Consider the following 13836-nt stretch of genomic DNA (forward strand, 5'->3'; position numbering starts at 1 on the left):
TGAATCAACGTTGCCCTCGTGCCCCGCAAGATTCAGGTCAGCGGCGGTGGTGGTCCGGATGCGGCACAATGTCAGGCTCGTGATCTAGCAAGGAACCAACGATGGCTATGGAATATCCGCAGTGGATCTGGCACAACGGCACGATCAAACCGTGGGCCGAAGCCACCACCCACGTCATGGCGCATGCCCTGCATTACGGCTCGTCGGTGTTCGAGGGCATCCGCTGCTACCAGACCCGTAACGGGCCGGCGATCTTCCGCCTGACCGACCACAACAAGCGCCTGTTCACCTCGGCGAAGATCCATGAGATCGACATCCCGTTCGACCTCGATGCGATCAATGCGGCCTGCCGCGAAGTGATCCAGGCCAATGGCAACAGCACCGATTACCTGCGCCCGGTGGCCTTCCGTGGGCTGGGCGGGTTCGGCCTGTCGGCGGCCACCCCGACCGACGTGGCGGTGGCGACCTGGAAGATGGGCAAATACCTCGGCGAAGGCGTGCTGGAGAACGGCATCGACGCCTGCGTGTCGAGCTGGCAGCGGTTCGCGCCCAATACCATCCCCGCCGGCGCCAAAGCGGGTGGCAACTACCTGTCCGGCACCCTGATCGCGCGCGAGGCGCGTCGCCTCGGGTTCGGCGAGGGCATTGCACTCGCCTCCACCGGCTTGCTCAGTGAAGGTGCCGGCGAGAACCTGTTCCTGGTCATCGACGGTGCATTGCACACCACGCCGGTCAGTGCGGCACTGCTCAACGGCATCACCCGCAATTCGCTGATCACGCTGGCACGCGATGCCGGAATCCAAGTGGTTGAACGCGACATGCCGCGCGAGTACCTGTACCTGGCCGATGAAATCTTCATGTGCGGCACCGCGGCGGAAATCACCCCGATCCGATCGGTCGATGCGCGTCAGGTCGGCGCCGGCAAGGCGGGCCCGCTGACGCGGCAGATGCAGGCCCTGTTCTTCGGCCTGTTCGACGGCAGCACGCCGGACCGGCACGGTTGGCTGGAATCCGTCTGAAGCGGCTGGTCTGATCCGCATTCTGCCGCCCGGTTGCGGCAGGCGGGCTTGCTGGGTGGTGCGTGGAGTGCCGTTCAGTCCACGAGCTGGCGCGATTCACTCAATCCCAGCTGCTCGGCGTGTCCGTCGGCCGGGCCGGGTTTGCGGCGGGCGGCCAGCACGCCCTGGGTGAATACCACGGCGAGGATGATGGCGACCCCGAGGTAGAAGCGTCCGTGCAGTTCCTGCTGCTCGTTGAACAGCAGGGCGGCCAGAGCGATCGCGTAGATCGGTTCGAGGTTGACCGAAAGCTGGGCGGTGAAAGCCGACAGATGGCGCAGGGCGACCAGATACAGCGCGTACGGCAGCAGGGTGCAGGCCAGGGCCAGCAGCAGCAGCCACAGCGCATCGGAGAGCGAGGGCAGGCCCAGCAGCGAACCGGCGAAGGCCGGCATGATCCGCGGCATCAGCGGTGCCAACAGCGTCAACAGCAGGGTGCCGGTCCCCAGCTCCAGTGCCGTCACGGTCAGCGGGTCGCCGCCTTCGACCATGCGCTTGTTGAGCGAGCCGAAGGTGGCCACGAAAAATGCCGAGACGACGCCGACAAGGATTCCGGCGTGCATGCCGGCGGGCACGCCGCCGACCACCAGCCAGATGCCCGGCAGCGACAGCAGGCCGAGCGCCAGGTCGCCGGGGCGGAAGCGCTGGCGGGTGAGCAGGGGTTCGATCAGCGCGGTCATCGGGGTGGCGAAGGCCATGCAGGTGGCGGCGACCGAGGCATTGGAAAGCTTGATCGCGCCGTAGAAGGTCAGCCAATGCAGGGCGACCAGCATGCCGATGCCGGCATAGGCCAGGCGCGTGCGGACCGGCATCGCCAACAGGCCTCGCCAGACCCGCGGCAGCAGAGCCAGCGCCACCGTCACCAGCAGCATCCGCCACCACACCAGCGGCAGCGCCGGCAGGGTGATCAGCTTGCCAAGGATCGCGGTGAAGCCCCACAGCAGCACGCAGAAATGGATTTGCCAGAGGGCGCGGGCGGTGGCTGGGCTGGACATCGGCGCATTATCCCGTCCCATGCGGGTTGGCGACAGCCATGACCGATGGCCAGTCGCGGCAGCCGCGGGCTGGGGGCATACTCGGGACTTTCGACTCGCCGGAATCCTCATGCGCACCCGCCTATTGAACCTTGCCCTGACCGCCCTGTTGACGGCGCTGGTTCCTGCGCCTTCGTGGGCGCAGCAAGCCCCACCGGTCCGCGTCGACGACACCATGGCGCCGCTGTCGGCGCAGCTTCCCGATGCGGCGCGGCTGGCCCGATTCGATGATTTTGTTGCTCGCGTGCAGCAGCAGTTCAACGTGCCGGGCGTGGCAGTAGCGATCGTGGCCGACGGCCAGGTGGTGATGGAGCGCGGCTACGGTGTGCGCGAGATGGGCAAGCCGGCCTTGGTCGATGCCCACACCCTGTTCGCGATCGCCTCCAACACCAAGGCCTTCACCGCAGCGGCGCTGAACATGCTGCAGGACGACGGCAAGCTCAAGACCACCGACCGGGTGATCGACCACCTGCCGTGGTTCCGCATGAGCGATCCCTACGTGACGCATGAGATGCGCGTGCGCGATCTGCTGGCGCACCGTTCCGGCCTGAGCCTGGGCGCCGGTGACCTGTTGTACTGGCCGACCACCACCTATTCCACCCGCGAAGTGGCCGAGCGGCTCAAGGACGTGCCGCTGACCGGCGGTTTCCGCGAGCAGTACGCCTACGACAACATCCTGTTCGGGGTGGCGCAATTGGTGGTCGAACAGGCCTCGGGCCAGTCGTTCGAGCAGTTCCTGCAGGCCCGGATCTGGAATCCGCTGGGCATGAGCGAAACCCGCTTCAACAGCGATGACCTCAAACCCGGTGACAACGTCGCCGTCGGCAACGCGCTGTATGACTTCAAGGACCTGCGCCCGGTCGGGGTCACCAGTTGGCGCAATGTCTCCGGCGCCGGCGGCATCTATTCCAGCGTCCACGACATGGCCAAATGGATGAACGCGCAGCTGGCCGGCGGCGTGTATGCCGGATCGGGCGAGGATGCCAAGCGGCTGTTCTCCGAACAGCGCCAGCGCGAAATGTGGACGATGCTGACACCGATTCCGGTGCGGCCGTCGTCGATCCCGGCGCTGGCCGCCGCCACCCCCAATTTCTATGGCTACGGGCAGGGCTGGAATCTGTCGGATTACCTCGGCAACCGGATGGTCTGGCACACCGGCGGCTGGCCGGGCCAAGTGTCGCGCCTGACCCTGCTACCGGGCAAGAAGGTCGGCGTGGTGGTGCTCACCAGCGCCGAGGTTGGCGCGGCCTTCAATGCGATCACCTATGAGGCCCTCGACATGATGCTCGGCAACCCCGGCCACGACTGGCTGGCGGGCTATGCCGAGGCGGTGGCCAAGGCGCAGGGCAATGCCGATGACAGTTGGAAAAAACATGAAGCCGCACGCGATGCCAACAGCCGGCCGTCGCTGCCGCTGGCCCGCTACGCCGGCACCTATCGTGACCCGTGGTACGGCGACGTGGTCATTCGCCAAGGTGCCAAGGGCCTGGAGCTGCAGTTCAGCAAGACCGCGCAGTTGCTGGGCGACATCAGCCACTGGCAGCACGACACCTTCATCGTGCGCTGGCGCGACCGCAGCTTGAATGCCGATGCGTTCCTCAGCTTCAGGCTCGATCCCGACGGCATGATCCGCGAACTGCGGATGGTGCCGATCTCGCCGCTGACCGACTTCAGCTTCGACTTCCAGGACCTGCGGTTGGTGCCGGTGGCCGCAAATTGAAACCACGCCGCATTGGCAACGTCGGTTGATCCGGGTTGCCCACCTTCAACCCTTCAGGAGAACGTTCGATGGGCGATCCCTACAACTCCGGCGCGATGCAGCCCAGCGCGCACGTGCTCGATGATGCAATGGTCACCACGGCGCCGGAGCTTCCGGGCTATCGCATCGTGCGGAACCTCGGCCTGGTCCGCGGCATCATCGTGCGCTCGCGCTCGGTGGTCGGCAATTTTCTCGGTGGCCTGCAATCGCTGTTTGGCGGCAACATCACCATCTACACCGAACTGTGCGAACAGGCGCGCTTCGATACCTACCGCGACATGGTGCAGCACGCGCGCGGTTTGGGCGCCAATGCGATTGTCGCGGTCCGCTACGATGCCACCGAGATCATGACCGGGCTGACCGAGGTGCTGTGCTATGGCACGGCGGTGGTGGTGGAGCCGCTGTCACAGTAGCAAGATACCGCCATGACCGAAGCCCATCTCTTCGTGATCGGCCTGCTGCTGGCGTGGCTGGCGGGGATTCGCGCGTACCTGACGGTGTTCGGGATCGGCCTCGCCGGCTTGATGGGCTGGGTGGAGCTGCCGCCGGCCTTGCACGCGACCGAGTCGTACTGGGTGCTGGGCACCTGCGGTGTGCTCTCGGTTGCCGAATTCCTGGCCGACAAGATTCCCGGCGTGGATTCGGTCTGGGACCTGTTGCAGACCTTGGCACGGATTCCGGCGGGCGCCTTCCTCGCCGCGGCAACGCTGTCACCGGATGGACATCTCGGTGCGGGGGCGCTGGCGCTGGGCGGCGGCGCCGCCTTGGTCAGCCATGGCCTGAAGGCGGGGGTGCGCGCCTTGCTCAATACCTCGCCAGAGCCGTTCAGCAATGGCGTGGTCTCGCTGCTGGAGGACGGTCTGGTGCTGGGTGCGCTGGCGCTCGCTGTCGCCCATCCTTGGCTCGCGCTGTGGTTTGCACTGATCAGCAGCCTGTTGCTGGCCATCGGCGTCTGGCTGGCGTGGCGCTGGGCTTGGCGTGGTTTGCGTTGGTTGGGCCGGGCGGTGAAAACGAAGACGACGGGTGATGCCGTTTCCGGTTGAGTCACGGGTGTGGGCGCGTAACGTTCGCGCTGGATCGCAGCGGCAGGGCGTCATGACCGGATGCCATGTTGCAGCGCCGCACGACGGCTCGCCATCCCGCTAGAATTGGCGCATTGCCCGCCTTCGCGGGTCTTCTTTCGCCTCGCCGACGACGATGCCCATTCCGACTCCCCCTCCACCGCGCTGGCTGGTCCTCAAGTTCGGCGGCACCTCGGTGTCCGCGCGCGCCCGCTGGGACAACATCGGTGCGCTCGCCGCCGCTGCTGCACGCGATGGCGATGCACGGGTGCTGGTGGTGGTGTCGGCCTTGTCCGGCGTCACCAATGAACTCACTGCGATTGCCGATGGCGCAATCGATGCGCGCGAGCGGGTGGCACAGCTGGAGCAGCGGCATCGCCAATTCCTCGCAACGCTGGACCTTGCCGACGACGTGCTGGATGCGCGGCTGGCGGTGCTGCGTGGGCTGCTGGACGATCCACGTGCGGCCAGTCGCACGCTGGATTGGCAGGCCGAGGTACTGGGGCAGGGCGAATTGCTCTCGTCGACGATTGGCGCGGCCTACCTGCAATCGCGCGGCCTGGACATTGGCTGGATGGATGCGCGTGACTGGCTGGACGCGCTGCCGCCGCTGCCCAACCAGAGTGCCTGGGCGCAGCGGCTGTCGGTGAATTGCCAATGGCAGGCCGATGCCGACTGGCGGGCGCGGTTTGCCGCGCAGCCGACCCGGCTGCTGATCACCCAGGGCTTCATCGCCCGCCATCAGGATGGCGGCACCACGATCCTCGGGCGCGGCGGTTCGGACACCTCGGCGGCGTATTTCGGCGCCCTGCTCGCTGCGCAGCGGGTCGAAATCTGGACCGATGTGCCGGGCATGTTCAGCGCCAATCCGCGCGAGGTGCCGGACGCGCGCCTGCTGACCCGGCTCGACTATTACGAAGCGCAGGAAATCGCCACCACCGGTGCCAAGGTGTTGCATCCGCGTTCGCTGCGGCCCTGTCGCAACGCCGGCGTGCCGATGGCCATCCTCGACACCGGCCGCCCGCAGCTGCCGGGCACCGCCATCGATGATGCTGCCGAGCCGGTGCCCGGGGTGAAGGCGATCAGCCGTCGCAACGGGATCGTGCTGGTGTCGATGGAAAGCGTGGCGATGTGGCAACAGGTTGGCTTCCTCGCCGACGTGTTTGCGCTGTTCAAGAAGCATGGGCTGTCGGTGGACCTGATCGGTTCGGCCGAAACCAATGTCACCGTTTCGCTGGATCCGTCCGAGAACCTGATCAGTACCGACGTGCTGGCGCGGCTGTCCGAAGACCTCGCCCAAGTCTGTCGGGTCAAGGTGATCGCGCCGTGCGCGGCGATCACCCTGGTCGGGCGTGGCATGCGCTCGTTGCTGCACAAGTTGCAGGACGTGTGGGCGATGTTCGGGCTTGAGCGCGTACACCTGATTTCGCAGTCGTCGAACGACCTCAACCTCACTTTCGTGGTCGATGAAGCGGTGGCCGATGGCATGTTGCCGAAGCTGCACGCGGCGCTGATCGATTCCGGCGCGATGCCGGTGCATGAGGCAGCGGTCTTCGGCCCGCGCTGGCGGGAAATCGAAGGCACGTTCCGCCCGCGGCAAACACCGTGGTGGCGCGATGCGGAGCAGCGCGAAACCTTGCTGGCACTGGCACAGGGCCAGACGCCGCGTTACGCCTACCACCTGCCGACGGTGCGGGATCGTGCGCGCCAGCTGGCGTCGGTCGCGGCGGTGGATCGTCGCTATTACGCGATCAAGGCCAATTCGCATCCAGCCATCCTGCGTGCCCTGGTCGACGAAGGGTTCGGATTGGAGTGCGTGTCCTTGGGCGAGGTGGAACGCGTGTTTGCCGCCGTGCCCACGCTGGCGCCCGAGCGCGTGCTGTTCACGCCGAGCTTCGCCCCGATCTCCGAATACGTCGCTGCGCTTGCCCTCGGCGTCACCGTGACGGTGGACAACGTCGAGCTGCTGTGGCGCTGGCCGGAGGTATTCCGCAATCACGCGCTCTGGCTGCGGATCGATCTGGGCCATGGCGATGGCCACCACGAGAAGGTCAACACCGGCGGCAAGGACGCCAAGTTCGGGCTGTCGGCGCAGCGGGTGGATGAGTTCGTGGAAACGGCACGTGCGCTGGGTGTGCGCATCACCGGCGTGCATGCGCACCTCGGCAGCGGCATCGAGACCGTGGGCCACTGGCAGGAAGTCGTCGATGAATTGGCCGGTTTCGCGCGTCGGATCGGCAGCGTCGAGGTGCTCGACATCGGCGGCGGCCTGCCGATCCCGTACACGGATGATGACGAGCCGTTCGATCTCGATGGATGGGCCAGCGGGCTCGCTGAAATCAAAGCCGTGCACTCGGCGTTCGAATTGGCGATCGAACCGGGGCGTTATCTGGTTGCCGAAGCGGGCGTCCTGCTGTCGCGCTGCAGCCAGGTGGTGGAGAAGGACGGCGTGCTGCGGGTGGGACTGGATGCCGGCATGAATGCGCTGATCCGGCCGGCGCTGTATGACGCCTGGCACGACATCCACAACCTGTCGCGACTGGATGATGCTGCGGCGTGCGATTTCGATGTGGTCGGGCCGATCTGCGAATCCAGCGACGTGTTCGGGCATCGGGTCAAGTTGCCCGTTGCAACCGCGCCGGACGACGTGATGCTGATCGCCGATACCGGGGCCTACGGCTTCAGCATGGCCAGCGCCTACAATCTGCGGGAGTTGCCCGGCGAGGACATCCTCGCGGGTGAACCCTGATCCGCCGCTGCGCCTTGCCGCGCATGCGCGGAGGCGGGCGGATGCCCGGCCCACCTGAAATGACGACATGACCGACTGGACTTTCCACCGCGACCAGATCACCTGCTTCCGCTTCGTGCGTTGCGGCTTCGACGCGCACACCGGCGTGGCGCGCTTGGTCTATGCCTTCGACGACGGCCCGGAATTGGTCGAGACCGTCACCGTGCCGGGCGCGCCGTTCGTGCTGGACGACGCGCGTGTAGCGGCGGCGCAGCGTGCGTTGCGCCTGCTGCATCTGATCGCCGGGGTGAGCTATTACAAGGCGGCGGTGCCGGACGACATCCGCATCGATGAGTACGCCATCGATGCCGACACCGCGGCCCTGCTGGAAAACCTCTATCGCCACGGGCTGGGCGAGTTCGCCTATCGCAATGGTCTGGATCTGCACGACCGCATCCGCTTCCCCGCTTTGCTCCCCTCTCCTCCTGGGAGAGGGGCTGGGGGTGAGGGCGCGGCACCGGCCCTCGGCCTGCGCCCGCACGCCCTCGTCGCCATCGGCGGCGGCAAGGATTCATTGGTCAGCATCGAGGCCTTGCGTGCGCTGGGCGTGGCGCAGACAGTGACCTGGATCGGCGGTTCGCAATTGATCGCCGCCTGCGCCGCGCGTACCGGATTGCCCACATGCAACATTGGCCGCCAGCTTGCGCCGCAGCTGTTCGAGTTCAACCGCCAGGGCGCATGGAACGGCCATATTCCGGTGACCGCGGTGAACTCGGCGATCCTCGCCTTCGCCGCCGTGCTGCTGGGCGTGGATCAGGTGGTGTTCTCCAACGAACGCTCGGCCAGCTATGGCTCGCTGATCCCCGGTACCGGCGAGGTCAATCACCAGTGGTCGAAGGGTTGGGCGTTCGAGTCTGCGTTCGGCGATTACCTGCAGCACCATGTCGCCGCAGACTTGCAGTACTACTCGTTACTGCGGCCGTTGTCCGAATTGGCGGTGGCGCGGCAGTTCGGCAAGAGTGATCGTTACGACGATTGCTTCTCCAGCTGCAACCGCAACTTCCACATCCTTGGCGAGCGCCCGACCTCGCGCTGGTGCGGGGTCTGTCCGAAGTGCCTGTTCGTGTTCCTCGCGCTGGCACCGTTCGTGCCCAAGCTGCGTCTGGTCGGGATCGTCGGCCGCAACCTGCTCGACGATCCGGCCCTGACTGCCGGCTACGACGCCTTGCTGGAATACGGCGACCACAAGCCATTCGAATGCGTGGGCGAAGGCCGCGAATCGCGCGCCGCGCTGGCGGCGTTGGCACAGCGCCCGGAATGGCGCGAGGATGCGCTGGTCAAGCGCTTCGTGCGCGTGATCCAGCCACAACTGGATGCCAGCGAGTTGGTGATCGAGCCGCTGCTGGCTCTGCACGACGAGCACCGCATCCCGGCCGCGCTGTGGGAGCGCCTGCGTGACCGTTTCGCTGCCTGAGCATTTGCGAATCCAGGATCTGGCGGGCCGCCGGGTCGCGCTGTGGGGCTGGGGCGGGGAAGGCCGGGCGGCGTATGCCGCGCTGCGCACATCAAGGGATTCGGGATTCGGGAGTCGGGATTCGGAGGGGCGGTTCATCGCACCGTTGACGCTGTTTTGCGCAGCCGGGGAAGCGGCCGATGCCAATGCAGTGGGCGATGCGGCGTTGCAGGTCGAAACCGAGGCAACGGGCGAGGCCTTGTCGGCGTTCGATGTGGTCATCAAATCCCCCGGTATCAGCCCGAACCAACCCGAGGCTGTGTTCGCAGCGCAGCAAGGCACGCGTTTCCTTGGTGGCACCGCGTTGTGGTTTGCCGAACACGCCGACGATGGCCGCATGGCGCGCACAGTCTGCGTCACCGGCACCAAGGGAAAGAGCACCACGTCGTCCTTGCTTGCACACCTGCTGCGTGCGGCCGGATTGCGCACCGCGCTGGCCGGCAATATCGGCGTGCCCCTGCTCGAATTGCTGGGCGCACAGGCCGACGCATGGGCGGTGGAATTGTCGAGCTACCAGACCCGCGACGTGGCCGCCTCCGGCGCGCATCCGCAGGTCGCCATCGTCACCAACCTGCATCCCGAGCATCTGGATTGGCATGGCAGCGAAGCGCGCTATTACGCCGACAAATTGGCGCTGGTGACGGAAGTGAAACCGCGGTTCGCCGTGCTCAACGCGGCCGATCCCCTGCTCGCGCGACTGCATCTGCCCGATAGCGAGATCCGCTGGTATGGCGATGCGCAGGGCTGGCATCTGCGCGGCGATGCGCTGCACCGCGGCGACGTGTGCGTGATGAACACCGCCACCATGCCACTGCCGGGCCAGCACAACCGCAGCAACCTGTGCGCGGTGCTGACGGCACTGGAAGCCCTCGGCCTGGATGCGCTGGCGCTGGCGCCGCACGCGGCGTGTTTCCAGCCCTTGCCCAATCGCCTGCAGCCACTCGGCGAGCGCAACGGCATCCTCTACGTCAACGATTCCATCAGCACCACGCCGATGGCGACATTGGCGGCGCTGGCCTTGTACGCCGACCGTCCGGTGGCGGTGCTGGTCGGTGGCCATGACCGTGGCCTGCCCTGGGACGAATTCGCCGAGGCGATGAAGGCGTACGCACCGCGCGCGATCATCACCATGGGCCAGAACGGCCCACGGATCCATGCGCTGCTTGCACCGATGGCGGCGGTGAATGGCTTCCTGCTGGATGCGGCCCGCGATCTTGCCGATGCGGTGGCCAAAGCGCGTGCGGCCTTGCCCGAGGGCGGCGTGATCCTGCTGTCACCGGGCGCGCCCAGCTTCGGTGCGTATCGGAACTATGTCGAACGCGGGCGCCATTTCGCCGCGCTTGCCGGCTTCGATCCCGAAGCGATCCTCGGCATCAACGGCATGGGCATCGCGTAGCCGGCCGATCAGGCCGACCCACCCCGGCGCGGACGCGGCGCTTCACGCCCATTGAACACAAGGCGCGTAGCGTGGATGCAATGCCAAGACGAGAGCATCCCATGCGTCGATTGATTGCCGCGCTACTCCTGTTGCTGGTGGCCTTGCCGGTCTGCGCCAGGATGCAGACCCGTTCGGTCGAGTGGAGCTCCGGTCAGAACCGGTTCCAAGGCTATGTGGTCTATGACGATGCCGTGGCCACCAAGCGCCCCGGCTTGTTGATGGTGCCGGACTGGTACGGCGTCACCGCCTCGGCACTGGACAAGGCGCGCCAGCAGGCAGGCCGCGAATACGTGGTGTTCGTGGTCGATATGTACGGCAAGGGCGTGCGGCCACAAAACGATGGCCAAGCCCAGGGCTTGGTGTTGCCCTTGCTGTCGCAGCCCGAGCAGATGCGGACACGCATGCATGCAGCGCTGGCGGCCTTCAAGGCGCAGGCCGGACGGGTGCCGCTGGATACCAGCCGGATCGGCGCATTCGGCTTCTGCTTTGGCGGTTCATCGGTACTGGAACTGGCGCGCAGCGGCGCGCAACTGGCCGGGATCGTCACCTTCCACGGTGGCTTGCAGACACGGTCGCCGGCACTGCCCGGGGCCGTCAAGACCCCGCTGCTGATACTCAACGGCGCCTCCGACCTGACCCAGAGGTCAGCCGTGCAGCCCTTCGAAGACGAAATGACGGCGGCGGGCGCGGATTGGCAACTGGTCAACTTCAGCGGCGCGGTGCACTGCTTCGCGCTGGAAACCGCGAATCGGCCCGGGTGCAAGTACGATCCGCGCGCGGCGAAACGCGCCTACGCGATGATGCACGCGTTTTTCGCGGAGCGATTCGCGCTGCGCTGACGCAGGGCGGCGTCAGTGGTCCCGATTCAGCGCGTAGCGCGCGAGGCCGCGCAAGGCGTCGGTGTACGGATTGTCGGGCATGCCGTCCAGCGCCGCGTCGGCGCTATCGGCATAGGCCTGTGCGCGTTGCCGGCAGTAGTCGAGGCTGGCGCAGCGTTGGATCGCCGCTTGCGCTACCGCAAGGCCCGCCTGGTCACCGTGTTCGACGATGCGGCGCAGCTCGGCGCGCGTGGCTGCATCGCAATGCGCCATCGCGTGGATCAAGGGCAGGGTCGCCTTGCCTTCGGCAAGGTCATCGCCGAGGTTCTTGCCCAGGGTGGCGGCATCTGAGGCGTAGTCGAGCACGTCATCGGCGATCTGGAAGGCATAGCCGAGGTTGAGCCCGTAGCTGTGCAAGGCGCGACAGGTGGCGGTGTCGGCATTGGCCAGCATCGCGCCAAGCTCGGTGGCCGCGGCGAACAGGATCGCAGTCTTGCGTTCGATCACCCGCAGATAGGCGGCTTCGTCGGTGTCCGGGTTGTGGACGTGCAGTAGCTGCAAGACCTCACCTTCGGAGATGGTGTTGGTGGTGTCGGCAAGCAGCTTCATCACCGGCATCCGATCCAGTTCGACCATCAGCTGGAAGCTGCGCGAATACAGGAAGTCCCCGACCAGCACCGAGGCCGCATTGCCCCAGACGGCATTGGCGGTCTGGCGGCCACGACGCAGGTCCGATTCATCGACGACGTCGTCGTGGAGCAAGGTCGCGGTGTGGATGAACTCGACCACGGCGGCGAGTTGGTGGGTGTCCGGCCCGCCGTGCCCGAGTGCGCGTGCGGCGAGCATCAGCAGCATCGGGCGCAGACGCTTGCCGCCGGCGCCGATGATGTACTCGGCGACTTGGCGGATCAGGACCACGTCCGACTCCAGCCGCTGGCGGATCAGCGTATCCAGCTGCGCCATGTCGGGCGCGGCGAGGGCCTGGATCGCCCTGAGGTCGGGAATTTGGGTGGTTGCGGGCATGGGTCGGGTTCGAAAGCGACCGGCAATTATAGGCGGCCGCGGCATTTCCTGACCCGCCGGCGCGGAGTTCGCCGGCGGCGCGGGTGCCGCCGCTATACTTCAATACCGTTGTCCGATCCGGACGGCACGAGATGAGGCAGCGTCATGGCACGTGGTGTGAATAAAGTGATTTTGATCGGAAACCTGGGCAACGATCCGGATGTCAGGTCCACCCAAAGCGGCTCGATGATCGCTACCCTGAGTATCGCCACGACCACGTCGCGCAAGGACCGCGACGGCAACTGGCAGGAAAAGACCGAGTGGCACCGCGTCAAGGTGTTCGGGAAGACCGCCGAGACCGCCCAGCGCTATCTCACCAAGGGCAGTCAGGTCTATATCGAGGGGCGCCTCGAGTACGGCTCCTACGACAAGGACGGTGTGAAGCACTACACCACCGACATCATCTGCGATGACATGCAGATGCTGGGTGGGCGCGGCGGTGAGGGTGGCGGTGCCGCACGTGAGGGTGGCTACCAGCAGCGTGGCAGCGGTGGTGGCTATGGCGGTGATCGCCCACAGCGCAGCGCAGCCGCTCCTCGCAACGAATCCGCGGCACCGGCCTCGCGTCCGGCCGACTTCGGCAATGACATCCCCTTCGGTGACGACGATATTCCGTTCTAGATCTGCGCTGAACCAGCCCATCCGGGACTTGTCAGCGGCCAACCGTCCATGGTCGGTAGACAACGCCAAATAAATCAGCGTTGCCCTGGGACATGAGGGCTCGGCCGCGGATCACTCGTACCGACGACGGCTGTCCACGCCAAGGTTCTGGCGATCACGGGACGCTGTCTTCGATGAGCAGTCCTCGGTCGTGTACAGCACCGCCTTGGGCCTGCGCGGCAACTGCACTGGAATCGCCATGAGTGGACAGCAACGGCAATTGACCATGCGCTTCCTGGCCGAACCGTCGGACGTGAATTTCGGCGGCAAGGTCCACGGCGGGCAGGTGATGCGCTGGATCGACCAGGCCGGCTACGCGGCGGCGGTGGGCTGGAGAGGCTGCTACTGCGTCACCGTGGCGGTGGAGGGGATCCGATTCGTCTCACCGATCCAGATCGGCGATCTGGTCAACGTGGACGCACTGCTGATCCACACCGGAACCACGTCAATGCATTTCGCAGTCGACGTGCGCGCTTCTGACCCGCGCTCCGACGCCGACACGGCACGGTTGTGTACCCACTGCTTGATCGTGTTCGTGGCACTGGACGGTCCACAGGGGACGCCGACCTCGGTTCCAGCCTGGATGCCCGTGACCGACGAGGATCGTCGGTTGGCCGAATACGCCATGCAGATCCAAGCGCTGTGCCGGGATGTCGATCAGATTGCGGCGCATTACCGGCAGCACGGAATCGACTGAGCCGTTTC

The 13836-nt window shown here is 66.2% G+C and carries 12 protein-coding genes; 10 read left to right on the forward strand and 2 right to left on the reverse strand.

Annotation, left to right across the window (positions count from 1 at the left end; translation table 11 throughout):
- Positions 1-101 precede the first annotated feature (101 nt).
- A complete protein-coding gene (locus IT472_RS00950) occupies positions 102-1019 on the forward strand; it encodes a branched-chain amino acid transaminase (protein WP_297177013.1) in 918 nt (305 codons plus the stop codon).
- A gap of 74 nt (positions 1020-1093) precedes the next feature.
- Here IT472_RS00950 and IT472_RS00955 read toward each other — a convergent pair whose 3' ends face one another.
- Positions 1094-2053, reverse strand: a complete 960-nt coding sequence (locus IT472_RS00955) for a DMT family transporter (RefSeq protein ID WP_297177016.1) — start codon at positions 2051-2053, stop codon at positions 1094-1096.
- 109 nt (positions 2054-2162) lie between these two features.
- Here IT472_RS00955 and IT472_RS00960 point away from each other — a divergent pair, with 109 nt between their 5' ends.
- From IT472_RS00960 to IT472_RS00990, 7 genes are all read left to right on the forward strand, one after another.
- On the forward strand, positions 2163-3812 hold the full coding sequence (locus IT472_RS00960; protein ID WP_297177019.1) for a serine hydrolase: 1650 nt from the start codon (positions 2163-2165) through the stop codon (positions 3810-3812).
- Positions 3813-3880: 68 nt separating this feature from the next.
- A complete protein-coding gene (locus tag IT472_RS00965) occupies positions 3881-4264 on the forward strand; it encodes a YbjQ family protein (RefSeq protein ID WP_297177022.1) in 384 nt (127 codons plus the stop codon).
- 12 nt (positions 4265-4276) lie between these two features.
- Positions 4277-4894 (forward strand): DUF4126 domain-containing protein, encoded by a 618-nt coding sequence (locus IT472_RS00970; protein ID WP_297177025.1) that lies wholly within the window; start codon positions 4277-4279, stop codon positions 4892-4894.
- Positions 4895-5048: 154 nt separating this feature from the next.
- Positions 5049-7661 (forward strand): bifunctional aspartate kinase/diaminopimelate decarboxylase, encoded by a 2613-nt coding sequence (locus IT472_RS00975; RefSeq protein ID WP_297177028.1) that lies wholly within the window; start codon positions 5049-5051, stop codon positions 7659-7661.
- Between the two features lie 67 nt (positions 7662-7728).
- On the forward strand, positions 7729-9114 hold the full coding sequence (murL, locus tag IT472_RS00980) for a UDP-N-acetyl-alpha-D-muramoyl-L-alanyl-L-glutamate epimerase (RefSeq protein WP_297177031.1): 1386 nt from the start codon (positions 7729-7731) through the stop codon (positions 9112-9114).
- Positions 9115-9118: 4 nt separating this feature from the next.
- The gene (gene murD, locus IT472_RS00985; protein WP_297177232.1) at positions 9119-10549 is read left to right on the forward strand and encodes a UDP-N-acetylmuramoyl-L-alanine--D-glutamate ligase; all 1431 of its coding nucleotides are present in this window, start codon (positions 9119-9121) and stop codon (positions 10547-10549) included.
- A gap of 101 nt (positions 10550-10650) precedes the next feature.
- Positions 10651-11430, forward strand: coding sequence for a dienelactone hydrolase family protein (locus IT472_RS00990; RefSeq protein ID WP_297177034.1), 780 nt, complete (start codon positions 10651-10653; stop codon positions 11428-11430).
- A gap of 12 nt (positions 11431-11442) precedes the next feature.
- Here the strand turns inward: IT472_RS00990 and IT472_RS00995 are convergent, their stop codons facing one another.
- Positions 11443-12432, reverse strand: a complete 990-nt coding sequence (locus IT472_RS00995; RefSeq protein WP_297177037.1) for a polyprenyl synthetase family protein — start codon at positions 12430-12432, stop codon at positions 11443-11445.
- 144 nt (positions 12433-12576) lie between these two features.
- On the opposite strand from IT472_RS00995, the gene ssb reads away from it, so the two are divergent.
- Both ssb and IT472_RS01005 read left to right on the forward strand, forming a co-directional pair.
- The gene (ssb, locus tag IT472_RS01000) at positions 12577-13092 is read left to right on the forward strand and encodes a single-stranded DNA-binding protein (protein WP_297177040.1); all 516 of its coding nucleotides are present in this window, start codon (positions 12577-12579) and stop codon (positions 13090-13092) included.
- Between the two features lie 238 nt (positions 13093-13330).
- A complete protein-coding gene (locus IT472_RS01005) occupies positions 13331-13828 on the forward strand; it encodes an acyl-CoA thioesterase (protein WP_297177234.1) in 498 nt (165 codons plus the stop codon).
- Positions 13829-13836 lie beyond the last annotated feature (8 nt).

The sequence above is a fragment of the Thermomonas sp. genome, from assembly GCF_020850895.1.
Lineage (GTDB): Bacteria > Pseudomonadota > Gammaproteobacteria > Xanthomonadales > Xanthomonadaceae > Thermomonas.